The following is an 18,779-nucleotide window of genomic DNA, read 5'->3' as shown; positions in this document are numbered from 1 at the left end:
CGTCCTGGCAGGGGGGACCGGAGCCCCGGCGGCTCCGCCCCCTTCGCCAGCGAGTCCTCCGCCTCCCTTCCATGAGCGCGATCTTCGGTCTCTTCCATCCGGACGGTCGCGCCGTCGACCCGTCGCTCCTCGACGCCATGGCGGCCACGCTGGCCCACCGCGGCCCGGATGGTCTGCACGTCTGGCGGGAGGGAGCGGTGGGGCTGGGCTGCGCCCACCGGATCACCACGCCAGAGGCCCGTCACGAACGGCTGCCCCTGTCCTCGCGGTCCGGCGTCCATGTGCTCACCGCCGACCTGCGTCTGGACAACCGGCCCGCGCTGCTGGACGCGCTCGGTCTCGACCGGCACGCCGATCCGCCGCTGCCCGACGCCGCGCTGTTGCTGGCGGCGTGGGAGCGCTGGGGGCCCGCCTGCCTTCCCCGTCTCCTCGGCGACTTCGCGTTCGTGCTCTGGGACGGTCGGGAGGGTCGGCTGCACGGGGCACGCGACGCGATGGGCATCAAGCCGCTCTATCATGCCTGGTCGGACGCGCACGGGTTCGCCTTCGCGTCCGAGGTCAAGGCGCTGCGCACGCTCCCGTGGGTCGGGGACGCGCTCGATCCCTCCGGCGTCGCCCTCCACCTGCTGGTTCCCGTGGTGGACGATCCCGCCTGCACCATCTTCCGCGACGTGCGGGCGCTGCCCTGGGGGCATCGCCTGGAGGTGGACGGGCGGGGCGTGCGCACCGAAGCCTGGTGGCAGCCGGATCCCACGCGCGTCCACGCCCCCGCCAGCGACGCGGAGGTCGAGGAGGAGTTCCGCGCGGTCTTCCTGGACGCGGTGCGCGTGCGGCTCCGGTCGGACGCGCCGGTTGCCGCCATGCTGAGTGGCGGCCTCGATTCCTCCTCCATCGTGTCGGCGGCGGGGTGGATCCGGCGCGAGGCCGGCGTGAGCGACCCGCTGGTCACGCTGTCGGGCGTGTACGACGACGTCGCCGCTTCCGACGAGCAGCCCTATCTGCGGGCCGTGCTGGAGGCCTGGCCCGCGCGCTCCGAGCTGCTGCACGCGGATCGCTTCTCCCCGCTGGCGGACCACGACGAGGTGGTCGCCCTGCTCGACCGGCCCAATCCCGCACCCAACCTGCATCTGAGCTGGGGTCTGTTTCCGCGGGCGCAGGCACACGGCGCGCGCGTCCTGCTGGACGGCTACGACGGGGACACGGTGGTTTCCCACGGCCTGGGCGCGTTCGCCGAGTACGCCCGGAGGGGGCAGCTCCTGCGGCTACGCCGCGAGCTGTCGGCGTGGGGGGCGCGCAGTGGGCGGCCGTGGAAGCCCACGCTCCGTGAGCTGCTGCGCTACCAGACGCTGGGGCCCCGCCTCGACGCCACCGGCCTCCCCACCCTCCTCCGGCGGCTGCGGGGGCGGACGCCCGCCGCACCGATGCCGTTCGGGCGCGACCCCGACTGGGCGCCGTTCCTGACGCCCTCGTTCGCGTCCGAGCTCGACCCGCTGCGCGCGCCATCCAAGCGCCCCGTCACGTCCGAGCGCGACCACCATCACCGGCTCGTCACGCGGCCGCTGCTGTTCCGGACCGTGGAGGTGCTCGACCCGTTGGCTGCGCGGTTCGGGCTGGACCTGCGGCTTCCCTACATGGACCGGCGGATGGTGGAGCTGTGCCTGTCGCTGCCGCCGGAGCAGAAGGTGCGCGAGGGCTGGACGCGGTCGATCACGCGGCGCGCGCTCCACGGCATCCTGCCGGCGGCGGTGGAGACGCGCGTGGGGAAGTCCGATCTCGGACCCGGCTTCTTCCACGCGTTCAAACGCTTCGAGTTGCAGCGTCTGCAGACCCTCGTCGCCGACGACCCCGGCGGCATCTCCCGCTGGGTGCGATCGGACTGGACTGCGCACGCGCGCGACGCGTTCCTGCAGAACACGTCCGGCGAGCTCGAGGTCGTCCGACTGTGGCGGACGCTCACGCTCGCGCTCTGGCTCGAACGCCTCTAGGGAGCTCGAACGTTCCCAGGGAGCTCGAACGTTCCCAGGGAGTTCGAACGTCCCTGGGGAGCGGGCGCCTGCGGGCGCTCGCTCGACGTGCGATCCGCGGGCGCCTGCGGGTACGAAGGTCGCTGCGGGATAGGGAACGTCCCGCAGGTAGGATCGGGAACGTCAGGCGCGCGAAGAGGTCCGGGCGAAAAAAAACGCGCGAAAAAAAGAGCCTGGCGCCCCCCGACGGGCGCCAGACTCTCGGTGCTGCTCCGGCGCCGCCGTCGGGGGGCCGGCTGCCGGGTTGCTCGGTCAGCTACGCGTCGGACACGTAACGGCGTCACCCACCGGGTGATCGCTGCACGCGCCACCGCCGAACTTGGTCAGCTCGCGGATGGTGCCGAACTGCGTGAGCTTTGGAGCCTCGTAGCTCTGGATGCCCTTCATGAATGCCTCCTGCAGGGGGTCAATCCGTGTGAAAAGTTGAGCGGCCATGCTGCGAAGGTCAAGCCGCGGGTTCGCCATTCCCCTTGGCGCAGGAGGGACCGCGAAGGGGACAACCGCCGTACGTGGCGCCGTTGAGCCATTTCCGGGGCGTCATCGCTGGCTCCCGACCGTCGCTCCGGGGCGGCGCCGGATGTTTATCCGTGCCGGTGGAGCGCCCGTGGACCCGCGAACTGTGGGATCGCCTCCTCAGATGTCGAGGTCTTCGCGCAACAACCCGTCCCGGAACGCGATCAGCAGCCGCTGCACCTCGGAGCCCGGCGCCGTCCCGATCCCGCTCCGCAGGAAGTCGACCACCCCCAGGCGCGGGCCTGCGGGCATGGCGTCCGTGTGGACCAGCCCCATCGACCACTCCCCGAAGAGGCGCTGCGCGACCTCGCCCCGGTACAGCTCCTCCAGGTCGTGGTGTCGCCGATCGTCGCGGATGCGGTCGTAGATGGTCAGGACGGCGTCCTCGGGACCTTCCAGCACCTGGAAGAAGCGGCCGTCGTGGAAGACCAGCAGACCGGTCACATCATGCAGTTGATTGCGGATGCGGATGGGGACCAGCATCGCCAGCAGGTCGTCCTCGGTGAACGGCTGGACGGCGATGCTGACGTACACGAGCTGCATCAGGCCGGACGCGAGGTCGTCGGCAGGATCCATGGCGGCGCAGAGGGGTCGGGAGCGCGTTGTCCGTCGAGGGTAAGCATCGGTGGATCGGAGCGTCCGGTCCAGTCGCGGTGTGGCGGCTTCCACGCGGGTTGCGCGGTCCCCTGCTCGCCTCAGCGCGCGGCCAACCACTCCAGCAGCGTCGCTCGCTCTGCTTCCGGCAGCGCCTCGTAGGCGTCCCGGACCCGCTCGGCTTCCCCACCATGCTGCCGGACGGCCTCGTCCACCGTTCCCGCGCGCCCATCGTGCAGGAAGCGCTCCCGCCGCCCCAGGCCCCACAGGGGGGGCGTACGGTGTTCGACCGGAGATGCGCCGGGACCGCAGACACTGCGCAGGGGCTCGCCGAGATCATGCAGCAGCAGGTCGGTCCACGGCTCCAGGCGCACGCCACGACTCCAGGGAGGGCCGTCCCGCGCCGTCGTGAGCTCGGGCAGATGGCAGGAGGTGCACCCAACGGCGGCGAACACCTGACGGCCCCGGGACTCCGTTTCGGCCGCCAGCGGCAGGGGCTCGGGAGGCGCCAGCCACTGGATGAAGTCCACCAGGCGCGTGATCCCGGCCGCGTCGATCTCGGGGTCCGGCATCGGATCGATCCCGGGTGGGAGCGGCTGCCCGTTGGGGCCTTCCTCCTCCAGGTGGTCAGGCGTGGTGAAGCCGAGCTCGAAGCGCAGCGCGCTCTCCACGAAGTCCCGCACCGTGGCCACATCCGCCTTCCCGCCGAAGCGACCGACGCGCCCGTCCTCCGTGCGGCCCAGGCGGCCGGACACGCCGTCCCCGTCCCGGTCCTCCGGGTCCTCGTGGGCGCGCAGGACCGCCTCCGGAACCCGCTCCAGAAGCCCGAGACCCCACAGCGGCGGGGGCAGCGCGAAGCCGCTGTCGCTCGCCTCGGCAGGCAGGCGATCGGGTCCCAGTCCTGCGGCCTGCAACGCCGCCGAAGCCCTCGCCTGCAGGTTGTCGCCTCCATGCGCACGCAGGAGGTCGCAGGTGCCCTCCTCCCAACGCGTGGCCTTCCGGACCAGGATGAGCCCTCCCCCGCCGATCGCGGGCTGATCGTGGCAGCCGCTGCAGCGGGCCTCGTTGAAGAGCGGGCCGAGCCCCTCCTCCTCCGTGGCCAGGCGCTCGAACACGGCGCGGCCCAGGAGGAAGCGTCCGCGCTCGGCCTCCTCGAGCGCCGGAAGCGGGGCACCCGGGGCGGCCACGACCGGGGGCGCCGGCTCACAGGCTGCGAGGGTCAGGAGCACGCCTACGCCGCTCGCGAGCGCCCGGCGCCGGCCGCTCACGCGCCCGCTCCGCCCAGGAGGGCGCGCGCCTGCTGCAACGCCTGCTCCAACCCGTCCGCATCCAGCTCCCACGCGACCGCATCCAGCAGCGCCGCCGCGAGGAGCGGCGGCAGGGCCACCTGGTCGGTCCGGCGCGCGACGAGCGCATCGAAGTATGCGTCCACGTCGAGCACGGCCGCGTCGGGCTGGGGCGTCCGTAGCGCCTGCAGCGCGTCCGCGATGCGCGCCCGGCCCGCGCGCACCAACGAGTCGCGGACGGACTGCGGCACCTCCGCGAGGCGATCGCGCGCCGCGCCCTCGCGGGTGGCCAGGGAGCCCAGGAACGCGGCCACCTCCGCCTCCGGCGCGACAGCGATCTCCGCGTGCGCCTCCGCCGGCAGGAAGAGGAGATAGCGCCGCAGGTCCGACGCCGAGAAGACCGCTCCCGAGGTGCGCACGAGGGGCGCGTCCACCGGCGGCGGCCGCTCGGGAGTGCGGGCGAGCCCGCGGGCCACCTCGACCGCACCCGCCTCCAGCGCGACCTGGGTCGACGGCGGGGCCGGCGTCGCGCCGCCCAGGGCTCGTTCGCGCAGCTCCAGCCAGAGGCTGGCGGTGACCAGCGAGTCGGCGAGGGGATCCCCACCGCCCCGGACGTGGACGGCGAGCGCGGTGACCTCGATCCAGTGACGGACGAGTGCCTCGACCGGCGCAGGCTCGAGGGGCAGCGGCTGGGCGAGCACCAGCAGCTCGGCCAGCCGATCCACGGTGAGGGAATCCGTGCCGACCGCCGCCACCGGAGGGGAGAGGCCCGCGTCCGGCGGGGCGCACCCCGCCAGCAGCGACAGCACCCCGAGCCAGACCCGCGGGGCGCGCGACCCGCGGTGGCGCGCCCGCCTCAGAACAGCAGACCCGTGGACCACCGGTAGGTGAATTCCAGGCCCGCCGGCTCCGGGTCGTTGAGACGCCGCGAGTCCGCGAACCACTGCCGCTCGTCGATGAAGATGGTCAGGGCGAGCGTGGCCGGAAGCGTGTCCCCGAAGGACGCGTAGGAGTAGAACCGGGCCGGGCTGTCCAACGGGTAGACCTGTTCGAAGGGCAGGGATACGGTGACCGTGTCCGCCTCCAGCAGGGTGGTGGTGCCGCCTTCGACCGTGAAGTCGGTGGAGGTGACCAGCACCGCCTGGGTGCGGTCGGGGCTGTCCAGTCGAACGAGCGCCTGCTCGGGCTCCTCTTCCGTGCAGGCCCCCAGCACGGCGGCACAGAGCCAGCCGGCCAGACCCAGCCCGGTCCTGCGGGTCCTCCTGACCATGCTTCCCCTCCGCGTGGTGGACGGGGTCATCGTAGCCCAGACCCGGCAGGCCGGAAAGGACGGCGGCGGCCGCCACCGGCGCCGGTTGGCGGAGTGGGGCTCGCCGCCCCCGTTGCGCACGCCCGAAACCCGCCCGCCGCAACGACGTAAGCGTTTGACAGACGCGGCGCGCCGGGAGTAGTCTGCAGCGTTGGTTCTCCCCACACACCTCCCTCCCGCCAGAGGTGTGACCGGTACCGTCGTATCCTGCAACCCGCACGGAGTCGACTATGCGCACTCTTCGTTCGAGGCCGGGAGTCCATCCGGCCACACTGCTGGTCCTGCTTTCCTTCGCGTTCCTGCCCGTGGCCGCCGCTGCGCAGCAGACGGGCGCCGTCACCGGCCAGGTGACGGACATCACCAACGGGCAGCCCATCAACGGCGCCCAGGTGAGCATCGACGGGACGTCCCGCGGCGGCCTCTCCAACGCGTCGGGACGCTACCTCGTCACGGGTGTGCCCACGGGCACCGTCACGGTCCGGGTCACCTACATCGGCTACAAGACGGCCGAGACGCAGGTCACCGTGTCCGCCGGCCAGACCGCCGTATCCGACTTCGCGCTCGAGTTGAGCGCGATCGCGCTGGATGAGGTCGTGGTGACGGGCACCGCCGGCGCCGTCTCCAAGCGCAAGCTCGGCAACTCCATCGCCAGCGTGGATCTCTCGCAGGTGCAGGAGAACGTGCCGGTGGAGGGCTTCAGCCAGGCGCTGGAGGCCCGCATCCCCGGCGTTCGCTCCGTCGGAGTCGTGGGCGGCGTGGGCGCCGGCCGCGACCTGCGCATCCGCGGGACGTCCACCTTCGAGCTGAACACCCGCCCGGTCATCTACATCGACGGCGTGCGCGTCAACGCCAACCAGGAGGAGTGGGGCGGGATCGCACAGGCCACGTGCTGCGCCTTCTCTGGTGGAGCCGGCGAGGACCGCCTCTCGGACATCAATCCGGAGGAGATCGACCGCATCGAGGTGCTCAAGGGCGCGGCCGCGGCCACGCTCTACGGTTCCGAGGCGTCGGGCGGCGTGATCCAGATCTTCACCAAGAAGGGACGGTCCAACTCGGCGCCGCAGTTCACGTTCTCCACCACGGTCGGCTTCAACCGGCACCGGGCCAACTTCCCGACCACGCTGTACCCCAACTTCGTCGGGACGGACGGCACGCGCGCGCTGGACGCCAACGAGAGCCTCATCGAGAACGGACTCGTCAACACGTACGACCTGACCGCGTCGGGCGGCGGAGAGGACATCACCTACTTCGTGTCCGGTGGCTTCAACTACGAAGAAGGCTCCATCAAGCCCAACGACCAGAAGCGCGGCAACATGCGCGTGAACCTGAACTGGACCGCGAGCGACAAATGGTCCGTGGGCATCAACAGCGCCTACGCCCGCAACCGGATCTGGGCGCTCCAGTCCGGCAACAACTGGATGTCCCTGCTGGGGAACGCCACCATCGGTGACCCGAAGAAGGCCACGGCCGAGGCGCCCTACGGCGAGCCCTGGATCCCGGTCCGGAACATCCAGGAGGTGAGGACCTTCGACGACGCCAGCCGCTGGACGGGCGGGTTGAACGTCAACTTCACCCCCATGCAGAACTTCACCCACCGGCTCACCTTCGGCGTGGACCAGATCGACGAGCAGAAGACGCGCCTGCTCCCGTTCGGCTTCTTCTACGTCTACACGGGTGAGGTGGGTGAGCGGAACATCGGGTACCGTACGGGCCGGACCTTCACGGCCGAGTATCTGGGCAACCTGCAGTACGGTCTGAGCGATGCGCTGCGCGGCGACTTCTCCTTCGGTGCGCAGGGCTTCCGCGAGACCACCGAGGTCTCGATGGCCACCGGGCTGGGCTTCGCCGGGCCGGGCGTGACGACCGTGGGCGGCGCCGCCAACACGTTCGGCGATGAGAACTTCGCCGAGACCGTCAACATCGGGGTGTTCGGGCAGAACCGCTTCGAGCTCAATGATCGCCTGTTCGCCACGGTGGGCATGCGCGTGGACGGCAACAGCGCCTTCGGCGCCAACTACGGCCTGCAGGCCTACCCCAAGGCGGACCTGGCGTACAACCTCACCTCCGAGGACGATATCCTGCCCGACATGGTGAGCAGCCTGAAGCTGCGTGCGGCGTGGGGCCAGGCAGGCAAGTTCCCCGGCGCCTTCGACCAGTTCCAGACCTACGACGCCACGGCGGTGCTCAACGACGCACCGGGCGTCACCCCGCTCAACCCGGGGAACGCCGACCTCGAGCCCGAGAAGACCTCGGAGATCGAGGTGGGCTTCGACGCCGGCTTCCTGGAGGACCGGTTGGGTCTGACGTTCACCTACTTCAACGCGCGCACCAAGGACGCGCTGCTGCAGATCCAGCTGCCGCCGAGCGAGGGCTTCAGCCAGGCACAGCTGCAGAACGTCGGCGAGATCTCCAACCAGGGCGTCGAGGTGTCGCTCAACGCCACGCCGATCGCGAACCAGAACCTGCGCTGGAACACCAACGTCAACTTCGACTGGAACCAGAACGAGATCGTCGACCTGGGGCCCACGGCCGATCGTGGCCGACTGGGCAACTTCCGCGAAGGCTATCCGGTGGGCGCGCTGTTCGATCGTGAGATCACGGGCTGGGACGCCGCCACCCGCACCCACAGCCGCTCCGACACCGCCGTGTTCCGCGGGCAGCCGCTGCCCAAGTACAACGGCGCCTTCTCGAACACGCTCACCTTCGGGGACTTCCGCATCTACGGTCAGTTGCGGGGCGAATGGGGAGCCACCTTCTCGAACGGCGATCGCCCGTACCGCGTGCGCCAGCGCGCGGGTGACGAGTATCTGCGGACGCTGGACGCGGCCGGAGACCCGACCCCGGCCACGGACTCCATCCTGAACTATTGGACGCTGGTCAGCGCCTACGACAGCCGCGACCAGATCCGGATCCAGGAGGTCTCGCTGAGCTGGACGCTGCCGGCGTCCCTGTCGGACCGGATCGGCGCGGGCCGCACGTCCGTGTCGCTGGCCGGCTACAACCTCTGGTGGTGGGACGACTGCAACTGCTGGGACCCCAGCATGGCCTACCGCGGCGGAGACGACAGCAACTTCAGCGGCTTCCTGGCCATGCCCCAACCGCGGAAGTTCACATTCACCCTGCGGACCGCGTTCTGAGGAGGAGGCAGATGATGACCAAGAACCTCATCCGGGTCGCGACCGGCGCCGTGTTGCTGGCGGTGGGGACCTCCGGATGTGACAGCCTCCTGGACGTCTCGGATCCTCAACGCTACACCTCCGAGGATCTGGACGGCGCCCTGGCCGCGGTGGCGTCCGGCGTGGAGGGAGACCTGTTTTCCACGATGGACGAGTACGTGATCCAGACCGAGCTGCTGGGTGACGTCTACCAGCACACGGGGACCTGGGCACAGTACGACGACGTGGACCATGGGCGGTTCACCTATGCCAACCAGCCCAATGTCGATGCGGTATACAACACGCTGATGCGCGTGCAGTGGTTCGCCGAGGACGCCGAAGCCCGCTTCGTTCGCGTCCTGGGCGAAGCCGAGGCCGCGTCCAGCCCGCTGACGGCGCAGGTGCGCTCGGCAGGCGCGATCTCACGCGTGCTGGTAGGCCAGGCCTTCTGTGAGGCACCCGTCGATCCCAGCGGAGAGGCGGTGTCGGACCAGCAGGTGCTGGAGCGGGCGGTGACGGCTCTGACGGACGCGATCGCCACCGCCCAGGCGGCGGGTGCGACCGAATGGGTCACCGTCAACACCGCGATGCGTGCCCGCGCGCACCTGTTGCTGGGTCAGTACGACCTGGCGCTGGCCGACGCGCAGCAGATTCCCGACGGGTTCGAGAAGCTGTCGCTGTTCTCGGAGAACAGCGGACGCCAGAACAACTCGCTGGTGACGCTCACGACCCGGGACTTCAACCGGGCGGCGGGGGTCCGCGAGAAGTGGTGGCACCTGGTGGACCAGGATGTGGTCGGCCTGCGCGATCCCTACACGGACGAGCTGGACCCGCGCGTGCCGATCTGGTACGACGGGGCCATCGGCGTGGACGGCGTGACCCCGCACTACAGTCAGTGGAAGTACAACGAGCGCGGATCGGACATCCCCCTGGTGGACTCGGAGGAGATGCGGCTGATCGAGGCCGAGGTCTACTGGCGTCGCGGGGAGCTCGGGGAGGCCATGGACCGGATCAACGCGCTGCGCTCGGCGGCGGGACTTACGCCGCATGCGGCCACCACGGATTCGGATCTGGTCTTCGAGTACCTGCTGCACGAGCGGTTCGCCGAGACGTTCATGGAGGGCATCCGCGCCTCCGACCTGGCGCGCCTGGGGCTCACCCGGGAGGTCTTCGCCGCCATGAACGATCCGGAACGGCCCGCCAGCCGGCCGATCAAATTCGCGATCGCCGACGACGAGGCCATCAACAACGCCAACATCGAGGACGACGCGCAGCAGCGCTGTCTCCCGAAGAGCTGACGTCACTGCCTCGACGGTGGTGTCGTAGGTGATGGAGCGGGGTGGCCTCGTCCGGGGCCACCCCGTTTCCGCTCCGGTGACCCGCAACGCCGCGGCCCGGAGCGGTGTCAGAGCGGGAAAGCGTCCCTTGTCCAGGTGAGGACCTCGTGCGCATCCCTACTTCGCTACGCAGCCGGTCCTGGGCGCAACGCCCACCCCGGCGGGCCGCGGGGTCCGCCCTCGGTGTGCTGGCCCTGTTGGCTCCGGCGCTGCTGGCGGCCGCACCCGGGTCGGGGCTCCGAACGGCCCGCGTGGTGGGGATCGTGTTCGACGCCGGCCGGGGCCCGGAGGCTCCGCTGGCGGACGCCTGGGTCCAGGTGGAAGGACGGCGGCCCTGGACCTTCACCGATACCGCAGGGGCCTTCGTGCTCGAGGACCTTGCGCCAGGAACGGTGGTCCTCTCGGTCGGGCGGGTCGGCTACACCTCGCGCACCGACACCCTCGAGCTGCGCGACGACGAGTCCCTGCAGGTGAGCGTGCCGCTGGCGGTCGAGCCGGTCGAGCTGGCCCCGCTCACGGTGACGGTCCGCTCCCGCGTGCTGGAGACACGCGGGTTCTATCTACGCCGGGCCGGGGGCTCGGGTGGCGTGTTCTTCACCCGTGAGGACGTCGAGGAGCGCCGGATCCGCGACGTCACCGAGCTCCTCGACGGGCTGCCCGGTGTGAGCGTCATCCAGGACGGCGTGAGCGGAGCGCGGGTGGTCTTCCGCAACGCCGTGTCCCTGCGCCAGGGCGGCATGTGCGATCCGTCCTTGTTCCTGGACGGCGTGAAGTCCCAGATCCGGGTCTACGACCTGATCCTCGACCCCGCCCACATCGAGGGCATCGAGGTCTACCGGGGCGGGGTCCCGGGCCGCTTCAACGACCCCTGTGGAGCGGTCCTGGTGTGGACGCGGGTGCCCTGAGCGGATCGGCGGGCGGTCCCGCCAGGATCCCGACGGGACCGCTCCTTGAACACACGACTCAGCGGCGCGAGCGCTGGATCCGCTCCCGCTGCGCCGCGGCCATCTCCACCAGGCGCCGGAGCTCCGCGAGCGGCTGCTCGGCGTCGTCCACCTGCAGGCGCAGCACCACGTCGTTGTTGAGCCAGACGCCGCCGTCCTCCTTGACGATCAGCATGGCCGCCGACTGCATCCCCCGCCGGTCGCCCCCGGCGGCCTGACCGGCTTCCAGCGCAGCCTGCAGACGAAGGGAGAGGTGACCCTCCGTCTCTTCGAACGCGCGGACCATGCCGTCGACCACCTCGGGACCCGCCAGGATGTTGCCCTGCGCGGAGCACCAGCGGCCGATCCGGTGTCCCGCCCACTCGCTCGCCTCCGGCCCGGTGTAGGTGGCCACCCGCCCGTCCGCGCTCATCACGGAGAACTGCCGCCCCTGCTTGGTCCAGTCCCCGGGCCGGGGATCGGGATCCCCCTCCCACACACGCCGCACGACCTCCTCCGGGCTGAGCCCCTGCCGCAGCAGCTCGAGCGCCTGCGGTCCGTAGCTGACGTCCACGATGGCCTGGGTGGCCACCACGCCCACACCGGCCTCGCCCCAGACGACGCCGTTGCCCACGGAGAAGACGCGCGACTGCACCGCCACGCCGACCTCCCCGGTCGCCGAGTCGTAGCCCAGGATCGAGAAGGTGGCCACGGGCGGCCACTCCGCCGCGGACGTGTCCTGGGCGTGCAGGAGCGACGCACCTGGCAGGACGGTCAGCGCGCAGAGCAGGAATGTGAAGCGGTGGACACGCATGGGAGCCTCCCGGTGGATACCCGATCGTCTGTGCGCAGTCTACAACGTGGACAGGAAACGGAGGAGAGCCGAGCGGCGCTCCGGGTCGAGGGTCAGGAAGCGCGCGCGCGCGTTCGCGGCCTCGCCGCCATGGACGGTCAGCGCACCCTCCAGGCGCTGGGTGGACGCATCGTGGAGCAGGGACGGGCGCAGGCGCAGTCCCATCAGCGGCGCCGTGCGCACCTCGCTGGGGCCCGCGTCGGCTCCACAGATCCCCGCCCGCTCGGGGCCCAGGTCGTGGAGCAGCAGATCGGAATACAGGCGGACCGGTCGTTCATCCCACACGGGATCCGGATCCGGACCGGTCTGGAGCTCGGGCCGATGGCACGAGGCGCATCCGATCGCCTCGAAGACGGCTTCCCCGGCCCGCACGGTGTCGGCGGCCGCGCGGGTCTCCAGCCGCTCCGGCGCGACGGGCGCCAGGCCGGACACGTACGCGACGAGCAGGTCGAGGCTGGCGTCCGGCACCTCGGGATCCGGCGCCGGGTCGACGCCGTCCGGTAGCGCAGCGCCGTTCGGGCCCCGCTCCGCGGGGTGCTCGGCGGTCGTCAGCCCCATCTCCTCGATCAGCGCGCCGGCGATGAAGCCCCGCAGATCCGGCGCGTCCCCTTTGCGTCCGAAGCGCAGCACGCGGCCTGCGGCGTCGCGGGCGGCACGGCCCCGGATCCCATCGCCATTCGCATCCTCGGGGTCCTCCCCCGCCAGCAACGCCGCCTCGGGGATGCGGTCCACGAGCCCGAGCCCGTAGAGGGCGGGCGCCGCCAGATCCACGGCCGCCGTGGCCTCCGCGGGGCGGTCCTCCCGCAGGATGCCGTGGGCGGACAACGCCGCCGTGGCCCGCGCCTGCAGGTTGTCGCCTCCCTGTGCCCGCAGCAGGTCGCAGCGGTCGTCCTCCCAGCGCGTGGCCTTCCGCACCGCCTCCACCCCGCTGCCCCCCAGGGTGGGCACGTCGTGGCAGGACGAGCAGCGCCGCTGGTTGAACAGGGGGCCGAGCCCCTCCACCTCCGTGAAGTCCCGGTCGAAGAGCGCGCGCCCGGCCTGGAAGGCCTCCAGGGCGCCGGCCTCCAGGCCCGGCAGGGGATCGCCCGGTGCGGGTGGCGGCACGGCGTCGCCGCACGCGCCCAGGATGGCGGGGAGCGCGAAGCCGAGGAACGCGGGTCGGAACCGGAGCCGACGGTGCATGCATCTCGAGAGCGTTCGGGGACGGGACGCTCAACGTACGGATTGCCCTCCACTCGCGCAGCCGCGGAGGCTCGTTTGACTCGGTCACCGGGCGCCCGGCATGTTCGCGCCATGAAGCCGCTCGAACCCGTGCCCCTGGAGGAGATCCACCTCGCCCGCGACCGGATCGCGGGCGCAGCGGTGCGCACCCCTCTCGTTCGACTCAACGCCGAAGGCGGTCCCGCCGAGGTGTGGCTCAAGCTCGAGAACCTGCAGCCCATCGGCTCGTTCAAGCTGCGCGGCGCCAGCAACGCGTTGGCGAGCGCCCCGCGCGACCGACTCCAGGACGGCGTCTACACCGCATCGGCCGGCAACATGGCACAGGGCGTGGCGTGGAATGCCCGCCGACTGGGCGTGCCCTGTCGGGTGGTCGTCCCGGAGAGCGCGCCGCGCACCAAGCTGGATGCCATCGCCCGGCTCGGGGGGGAGACCATCCCCAAGCCGTTCGCGGAGTGGTGGCAGGTGCTGGTCGAGCACGGCCATCCCGACGTGGACGGCTACTTCGTGCATCCCGTGAGCGATCCGCGCGTGCTCGCCGGCAACGCCACCATCGGGTTGGAGATCGTGGAGGATCTGCCGGACGTCGACGCCGTCGTGGTCGCCTACGGGGGTGGTGCCCTGAGCTGCGGGATCGCCTGTGCCGTCCAGGCGCTCAAGCCGGGCACACCGGTCTACGCCGCCGAGGTGGAGACGGCCGCCCCGTTCGCCGCGTCCCTCGCGGCCGGGTCGCCCCAGGGGGTGGAGTGGGTGCCGAGCTTCGTGGACGGGATCGGCTCCCGCGGCGTGTTGCCGGAGATGTGGCCGCTCGCCCGCAGCGTCCTGGCCGGCTCGATCGTCTCGCCGCTCGCGGACGTGGCCGCGGCCGTCCGCCTCCTCGTGGAGCGCAACCGGGTGGTGGCGGAGGGCGCGGGGGCGGCGGCGGTGGCCGCGGCCCTCTCCGGGCGGGCCGGTCCCGGGCGGGTGGTGGCGGTGGTGTCGGGGGGCAACATCGACCTGGCGACGCTGGCCCGCATCCTGGGCGGCGCCGACGCCTGAGGCGGAGCCGGGCGCACGGCGGTCCGCGCCTCGGGCAGGCGCGCCGGATCCATCCCACGGCATCGGGGGCCCCGGCCGCTTCCCCGGACTGCATCCGCTACCCCGAGATCTGGTCCGCGCCGGTCTTCCAGAGGAGGGTCCGTGCCTGGACCCGGGAATCGGGGTGCTCCACGCTCAGCAGCGTCACCGGCGTCAGATCGGGTCGCGCGGCCGGCTCCTCCTCGGCGCCCCAGTACCCGAGCCCGAGGACGAAGCCCACGATCAGCCCCAGCCCGCCGCCACCGATGATGCCGCGCGCGACGGCGGCGAACCACAGCGTGCCGAGCAGCCCGGGATTCGCCAGCGGAATCCACCCCAGCGAGACGCCCAGACCCACCAGCCCTCCGATCGCGCCGCCCACGCCGGCGCCGACGAGCGCGAACGAAGGCGCCCCCGTGACGCCCGACAGCCCGGGCTGCGGGGAGAGGTCGAAGCGGGTCGTCTCCACCCGGACGTGCGCGCGCGGGATCCCGTGGGCTTCGAGGAGCGCCAGGGCAGCCTCGGCGCGAGCGGGATCGCGGTAGGTGGCGGTGACGACCTGCGCCATGAGGAGAGCGGGGCGGAGGCGATGGAGCGGCATCGGAGCGGTGGTGCTCCCACACCGTCGGCTGCGCGAAGGATGACGGTTCGCGCCGCCTCCGTCGAGGGCGACGCCGGATGCGTGGAGCCCCGGACCCGCTCGGGCCCGGGGCTGGCACACGGGACGACCCGGTGGTTCAGAAGCGCAGGCCCAGGCCGACGCTGATCAGCCACGGATCCACCTTCACGGCAGACACGGCGGAGCCGCCCGCCAGCACGTCCGATCCGATGGCGACCTTCTTGACGTCCACGTTGAGGAAGAAGCCCTCCTGGAGGGCCACGTCGGCGCCCGCTTGCACGGCCCAACCGACGGAGCTGTCCTCCAGGTCGAGCGCACCGACGCCGGGCACGTTCAGGTCGACGTCGGAGATCAACGTGAGGTTGACGCCGGCACCCACGTAGGGACGCAGCCGTCCCTCCGCGAGGAGGTGGTACTGGGCCAGCAGCGTCGGCGGCAGATGCTTGAAGGTGCCGATCTTCGTGCCGCTCAACTCCACGTCGTGCTCCTGCGGATAGGTGAGCACGAGCTCTGCGGCGAAGTGGGGGCCGAAGAAGCGGACGATATCGATCTCCGGGAAGACCTTGGAGCTCACCGTGATCGCGTCCGCGGGCACGTTGAGCGACGGGATGGCATCGGACTGGTCGGCGGGCGTCAGGGAGAGGGCACGGATCCGCACCATCCAGGGCCCGTTTCCGCTCTGTGCCGCGAGGGGGGCGGCGAGACCGAGGGCGAGGACCGCAAGACATACGCTGCGAAGGGAGCGCATTCGAGAGACTCCGGATCGAGTGTACCGAAGGGGACCGGTGATGGATAGCGGTTCCGCTCGGAACGCTCTGTCGGGAGTGTGCCTACCGACCTGTGCGGGAGTCGGAGCGACCTCTCCGCGCCCGCGAATCGTTCGCGCTTGAAGGACTTCGACCTCGCCGATCGCAGCATCTGCTGCGTCGGCTCAGCTCGCGTCCTGGAACTGGAACTGGAGCCCCACGCTCATCTTGAATCCGCTCAATTCAAGGGACCGCGGGAAGCCCGCCGGCAGCACCTCGCTCCCGCCCGGCAGGGTCCACGTCAGGCTGGAGAACGTGCGCCAGGCGTAGCGGATCTCCGAGATCACGATCGCCGGCCCGAGCCCGTAGCCCAGACCCGCGACGGCGCTCCAGTCGAAGGTCTGGCCGTCCAGGGGATAGACCGCGCCGTCGGCGTCGTACGCCTGCGCGTTCCACAGGTCCGACAGCCCGAACGACAAGCCGGCGTACGGGGACCACGGATCCAGGTCCTTGGACATGTAGGCGGCGATGGTCGGGAAGTTGCGCACGGAGCCGCGCAGGTCGAGCCGTGGGTCGGACGAGCGGAAACCGCGCCAGTAGCTCGCCGAGAGCCCCAGCTCGACCGACACGTCCCCGCCGAAGTCCGCAAGATCGATCAGCAGCTCCGCCGACGCGCCGCATACGGCGCCCAGAGGACACGAGTCGTCGGACTCCAGGTTGCCGCTCTGCAGCTCACCGAACTGGAACGCGAGCGCGATGCCGCGCGCCTTCTCGAACAGCGCCCCGATCCCGAAATCCTGGGCGGACACGCCCTGGGGCGACAGGACGAGCGCCGCACAGGCGATCCACCCCGTTCCGTGCGCGATGGCCCACCGCCTCCCGCGGCTCATGCCGCCTCCGAGGCGGCTGCGCCGAACCCGTCCGCGATGAAGTCGGCGAGCGCGTCGATCAACGCCTCGCCGAGCGCGGCCGTGGCGCCGCGCGCATCGCCCAGGATGCCGTTGGGCGAGACCGTGTCGAAGCCGTCGCGGATCATGCGGTCGAAGGCCTCACGCGAGAGCTCCCCCTGATAGCCCGCCTCGGCCAGGTCCGGACGCACGAGGTCGGGGTGCAGCGCCAGCAGGATGGCGGTCTCGGCGATGTCGGCGTGCCCACCTACGCGTTCGCCCAGGCCCGTGTGACGCTCCGTCACGTCCGTCCACACGCGCATCAGGCCCATGAGGTCCGTGAAGCCGTCGACACGCACGTCGGGGAAGGCTTCACGCAACGCCGGCACGGCCGACTCGACGATGCGGAAGTTGCCTCCGTGGGAGGGGATGATGCACACGCGCTCGAATCCATGGTGCGCCAGGCTGGCACAGTAGTCGTGCAGCAGCGCCGAGAGCGTGGAGCTGCGGATGCTGAGCGAGCCCGGAAAGGCGAGGTGGTGGTCGGAGCAGCCGACGCGGATGGTGGGCGCGACCAGCGTCCGGCCCAGGCGCACGGCCACCTCCCGCGCCAGCCGGGTCCCGTGCTCCGCGTCGACGAGCAGCGGCAGATGGGGCCCGTGCTGCTCGACCGCGCCACAGGCGAAGACCACGGTGCGGAAGCCCTGGTTCAGGCGTTGCCGGACCTCGGGCCAGCGCAGGTGTTCGAGATCGAGCGCGTTGGGGCGATCCTCGTGGCTCGGCACGGCACCTCCGGAAGACGGTAGCACACGACGTGGCCCCCTATGCTCTCGTCGAGTGGAGGTCCCGGCAAGCGGGCCCCCGCCGCCGTCCTCCGCTACGTCGCGCCGACACCGCGGCTGCCCCGCGGACCGTCGCGCGACCCCTCCCGCCCGGATCCACCATCGAGCAGTGTACGGATCCTCTCGGCGTCGGCAGGCCCGATCTCGGTCTCGGCCGACAACGCATACTCGAGCAGGTGCCGGGCCCGGGACCGCTCCCCGCGCTCCCACGCCGCGCGGCCCGCCAGCAGGTGCACCGCGGGCGCGGGCATGCCCCACTCGAGCGCCTCCGCGAACAGGGTGCGCGCTGCTGCCGGGCGTCCGGCCCGGTGCAGCACCCACGCATAGGTCGACACGGCCTCGGCCGAGCGTCGCTGGCGCAGGTCCGCCTCCGCGAGCCGCAAGGCTTCGCCCACGGTGGCGTCGTGCTCCGCGAGCTGCAGCGCGAGAGCGGGTCGGTACAGCCTCGTCGTGGCGGTATCCGCTCGGGCGGCGGTGAGGAAACGCCCCCGGATGCGTCCGGCTTCCGCGTCGTCTCCCTCGAGCGCGGCGATGTCGGCCAGCGTCAGCAGAAGGCTCAGATGACCTCCTCCCTCGACGGCCCTGTCGAACAACACGCGCGCGGTCGGGAGGTCGCGATCCACACCGTACGCGATCCAGCCCAGCGCCTCGAAGGCGGCCGGGTACCCCGGCAGGAGCCTCAGCGCCTCTTCGAGGAGCGGGATCGCGCGCGCGGGGTGGCCGGAGTGGTGCTCCAGATGGGCCAGCGACACCAGACTCCACGCCTGCACGGCCGGCGGTTCGGCGTGCGTGCGTGCCAGCTCCACCGCGCGCGCCTGCAGCGCCCGCGCGCCCGCGACGTCCCCACGGCGATCCTGGAGACGGGCCGCCCGCACCACGTAGCCGAAGCCGTCGCGGTCCTGGGTCCGCTCCAGTTGGGCCACGGCGTCGTCGTAGCGCCCCACGGCGAGATAGACGTCGAACAGCCTCCGGCGCGCGTCCTCGCGTGCATCGCCGTGGGCCGCGGCCAGGGCCCGCTCCGCGCTCGCCTCGGCGGACCGGAAGCGGTGCCGGTCCAGGTCCAGGGCCGCACGGGCGCCGGGGAGGGCAGCGGCTGGAAGATCCGCGAGCGCCTCCTCCGCCGCCCGCAGGTCGCCGTCCTGCTGGTAGGCCTGGAACCGCAGACGGTACGCGGCGAACAGCCGCGTGCGCGCCAGTCGATCCTCTCCCCGGTCGGCCAGTCGGCCCTGGAAGAAGTCGATCTCGTCCGACAGGGTGAGCCGGGCCGGAGGCCGGCTGGTCAGCGCCTGCTGCATCACCTCGGGCGTCACGAGCTGTGCGTCCGGACCCTCGGTCGGGGTCGGCGGGCTGCACGCGGCGCCGGCCACGAGGAGCAGCAGCGGGAAGGTGCGTCGGATCATCGTCCGCCTCCTGCAGC

At 71.6% G+C, this 18,779-nt stretch carries 17 protein-coding genes; 5 read left to right on the top strand and 12 right to left on the bottom strand.

The annotated features are described in order from the left end of the window. Window positions 1-71 precede the first annotated feature (71 nt). The gene (locus R3E98_00530) at window positions 72-1,985 is read left to right on the top strand and encodes an asparagine synthase-related protein (GenBank protein ID MEZ4421865.1); all 1,914 of its coding nucleotides are present in this window, start codon (window positions 72-74) and stop codon (window positions 1,983-1,985) included. A gap of 291 nt (window positions 1,986-2,276) precedes the next feature. Here R3E98_00530 and R3E98_00525 read toward each other — a convergent pair whose 3' ends face one another. The 5 genes from R3E98_00525 to R3E98_00505 form a co-directional block, all read right to left on the bottom strand. Beyond that, window positions 2,277-2,459, bottom strand: a complete 183-nt coding sequence (locus R3E98_00525) for a lasso RiPP family leader peptide-containing protein (GenBank protein MEZ4421864.1) — start codon at window positions 2,457-2,459, stop codon at window positions 2,277-2,279. A gap of 198 nt (window positions 2,460-2,657) precedes the next feature. Continuing rightward, window positions 2,658-3,113: a BLUF domain-containing protein gene (locus tag R3E98_00520; protein ID MEZ4421863.1), complete on the bottom strand. Its 456-nt coding sequence runs from the start codon at window positions 3,111-3,113 to the stop codon at window positions 2,658-2,660. 119 nt (window positions 3,114-3,232) lie between these two features. Next, the gene (locus R3E98_00515) at window positions 3,233-4,399 is read right to left on the bottom strand and encodes a di-heme oxidoredictase family protein (protein MEZ4421862.1); all 1,167 of its coding nucleotides are present in this window, start codon (window positions 4,397-4,399) and stop codon (window positions 3,233-3,235) included. Then, complete coding sequence (locus R3E98_00510; protein MEZ4421861.1) at window positions 4,396-5,226, bottom strand: hypothetical protein; 831 nt, start codon at window positions 5,224-5,226, stop codon at window positions 4,396-4,398. The genes R3E98_00515 and R3E98_00510 overlap by 4 nt, the downstream gene beginning before the upstream one ends. A gap of 47 nt (window positions 5,227-5,273) precedes the next feature. Then, on the bottom strand, window positions 5,274-5,687 hold the full coding sequence (locus R3E98_00505; protein ID MEZ4421860.1) for a hypothetical protein: 414 nt from the start codon (window positions 5,685-5,687) through the stop codon (window positions 5,274-5,276). 269 nt (window positions 5,688-5,956) lie between these two features. On the opposite strand from R3E98_00505, the gene R3E98_00500 reads away from it, so the two are divergent. From R3E98_00500 to R3E98_00490, 3 genes are all read left to right on the top strand, one after another. Beyond that, window positions 5,957-8,863, top strand: coding sequence for a TonB-dependent receptor (locus tag R3E98_00500; GenBank protein MEZ4421859.1), 2,907 nt, complete (start codon window positions 5,957-5,959; stop codon window positions 8,861-8,863). A gap of 11 nt (window positions 8,864-8,874) precedes the next feature. Continuing rightward, window positions 8,875-10,179, top strand: a complete 1,305-nt coding sequence (locus R3E98_00495; protein MEZ4421858.1) for a RagB/SusD family nutrient uptake outer membrane protein — start codon at window positions 8,875-8,877, stop codon at window positions 10,177-10,179. A gap of 146 nt (window positions 10,180-10,325) precedes the next feature. Continuing rightward, the gene (locus R3E98_00490) at window positions 10,326-11,123 is read left to right on the top strand and encodes a carboxypeptidase regulatory-like domain-containing protein (protein MEZ4421857.1); all 798 of its coding nucleotides are present in this window, start codon (window positions 10,326-10,328) and stop codon (window positions 11,121-11,123) included. Window positions 11,124-11,181: 58 nt separating this feature from the next. On the opposite strand, the gene R3E98_00485 is transcribed toward R3E98_00490, so the two are convergent. Together R3E98_00485 and R3E98_00480 are read right to left on the bottom strand one after the other, a co-directional pair. Continuing rightward, window positions 11,182-11,955 carry a DUF1028 domain-containing protein gene (locus R3E98_00485; protein MEZ4421856.1) on the bottom strand — a complete coding sequence of 258 codons (774 nt, stop codon included), beginning with the start codon at window positions 11,953-11,955 and terminating at the stop codon, window positions 11,182-11,184. Between the two features lie 39 nt (window positions 11,956-11,994). Further along, window positions 11,995-13,176 carry a di-heme oxidoredictase family protein gene (locus R3E98_00480; protein MEZ4421855.1) on the bottom strand — a complete coding sequence of 394 codons (1,182 nt, stop codon included), beginning with the start codon at window positions 13,174-13,176 and terminating at the stop codon, window positions 11,995-11,997. Between the two features lie 111 nt (window positions 13,177-13,287). Between R3E98_00480 and R3E98_00475 the strand changes: the two genes are divergently transcribed. Beyond that, a complete protein-coding gene (locus R3E98_00475; GenBank protein ID MEZ4421854.1) occupies window positions 13,288-14,250 on the top strand; it encodes a pyridoxal-phosphate dependent enzyme in 963 nt (320 codons plus the stop codon). A 97-nt stretch (window positions 14,251-14,347) separates the two neighbouring features. Here R3E98_00475 and R3E98_00470 read toward each other — a convergent pair whose 3' ends face one another. The 5 genes from R3E98_00470 to R3E98_00450 all read right to left on the bottom strand — a co-directional run bounded on the left by R3E98_00470 (window position 14,348) and on the right by R3E98_00450 (window position 18,762). Continuing rightward, window positions 14,348-14,869 (bottom strand): hypothetical protein, encoded by a 522-nt coding sequence (locus R3E98_00470; GenBank protein ID MEZ4421853.1) that lies wholly within the window; start codon window positions 14,867-14,869, stop codon window positions 14,348-14,350. 136 nt (window positions 14,870-15,005) lie between these two features. Then, window positions 15,006-15,635 carry an OmpW family outer membrane protein gene (locus tag R3E98_00465; protein ID MEZ4421852.1) on the bottom strand — a complete coding sequence of 210 codons (630 nt, stop codon included), beginning with the start codon at window positions 15,633-15,635 and terminating at the stop codon, window positions 15,006-15,008. Between the two features lie 183 nt (window positions 15,636-15,818). Beyond that, window positions 15,819-16,523: a hypothetical protein gene (locus R3E98_00460; protein ID MEZ4421851.1), complete on the bottom strand. Its 705-nt coding sequence runs from the start codon at window positions 16,521-16,523 to the stop codon at window positions 15,819-15,821. Then, window positions 16,520-17,305, bottom strand: a complete 786-nt coding sequence (locus R3E98_00455; protein MEZ4421850.1) for a creatininase family protein — start codon at window positions 17,303-17,305, stop codon at window positions 16,520-16,522. The genes R3E98_00460 and R3E98_00455 overlap by 4 nt, the downstream gene beginning before the upstream one ends. A gap of 92 nt (window positions 17,306-17,397) precedes the next feature. Continuing rightward, on the bottom strand, window positions 17,398-18,762 hold the full coding sequence (locus tag R3E98_00450) for a hypothetical protein (protein MEZ4421849.1): 1,365 nt from the start codon (window positions 18,760-18,762) through the stop codon (window positions 17,398-17,400). Window positions 18,763-18,779 lie beyond the last annotated feature (17 nt).

The organism is Gemmatimonadota bacterium (assembly GCA_041390125.1).
Taxonomy (GTDB): domain Bacteria; phylum Gemmatimonadota; class Gemmatimonadetes; order Longimicrobiales; family Gaopeijiaceae; genus JAGQIF01.
Note: the sequence above shows the minus strand (reverse complement) of the source record. Positions and strands in the feature narration are given on the sequence as shown.

What these genes read in the sequence shown, in the direction of transcription:
- R3E98_00530 (MEZ4421865.1), top strand. Translation starts at nt 72, where the DNA reads ATGAGCGCGATCTTCGGTCTCTTCCATCCGGACGGTCGCGCCGTCGAC.
- R3E98_00525 (MEZ4421864.1), bottom strand. Translation starts at nt 2,459, where the DNA reads ATGGCCGCTCAACTTTTCACACGGATTGACCCCCTGCAGGAGGCATTC.
- R3E98_00520 (MEZ4421863.1), bottom strand. Translation starts at nt 3,113, where the DNA reads ATGGATCCTGCCGACGACCTCGCGTCCGGCCTGATGCAGCTCGTGTAC.
- R3E98_00505 (MEZ4421860.1), bottom strand. Translation starts at nt 5,687, where the DNA reads ATGGTCAGGAGGACCCGCAGGACCGGGCTGGGTCTGGCCGGCTGGCTC.
- R3E98_00500 (MEZ4421859.1), top strand. Translation starts at nt 5,957, where the DNA reads ATGCGCACTCTTCGTTCGAGGCCGGGAGTCCATCCGGCCACACTGCTG.
- R3E98_00495 (MEZ4421858.1), top strand. Translation starts at nt 8,875, where the DNA reads ATGATGACCAAGAACCTCATCCGGGTCGCGACCGGCGCCGTGTTGCTG.
- R3E98_00485 (MEZ4421856.1), bottom strand. Translation starts at nt 11,955, where the DNA reads ATGCGTGTCCACCGCTTCACATTCCTGCTCTGCGCGCTGACCGTCCTG.
- R3E98_00480 (MEZ4421855.1), bottom strand. Translation starts at nt 13,176, where the DNA reads ATGCACCGTCGGCTCCGGTTCCGACCCGCGTTCCTCGGCTTCGCGCTC.
- R3E98_00475 (MEZ4421854.1), top strand. Translation starts at nt 13,288, where the DNA reads ATGAAGCCGCTCGAACCCGTGCCCCTGGAGGAGATCCACCTCGCCCGC.
- R3E98_00470 (MEZ4421853.1), bottom strand. Translation starts at nt 14,869, where the DNA reads ATGCCGCTCCATCGCCTCCGCCCCGCTCTCCTCATGGCGCAGGTCGTC.
- R3E98_00465 (MEZ4421852.1), bottom strand. Translation starts at nt 15,635, where the DNA reads ATGCGCTCCCTTCGCAGCGTATGTCTTGCGGTCCTCGCCCTCGGTCTC.
- R3E98_00460 (MEZ4421851.1), bottom strand. Translation starts at nt 16,523, where the DNA reads ATGAGCCGCGGGAGGCGGTGGGCCATCGCGCACGGAACGGGGTGGATC.
- R3E98_00450 (MEZ4421849.1), bottom strand. Translation starts at nt 18,762, where the DNA reads ATGATCCGACGCACCTTCCCGCTGCTGCTCCTCGTGGCCGGCGCCGCG.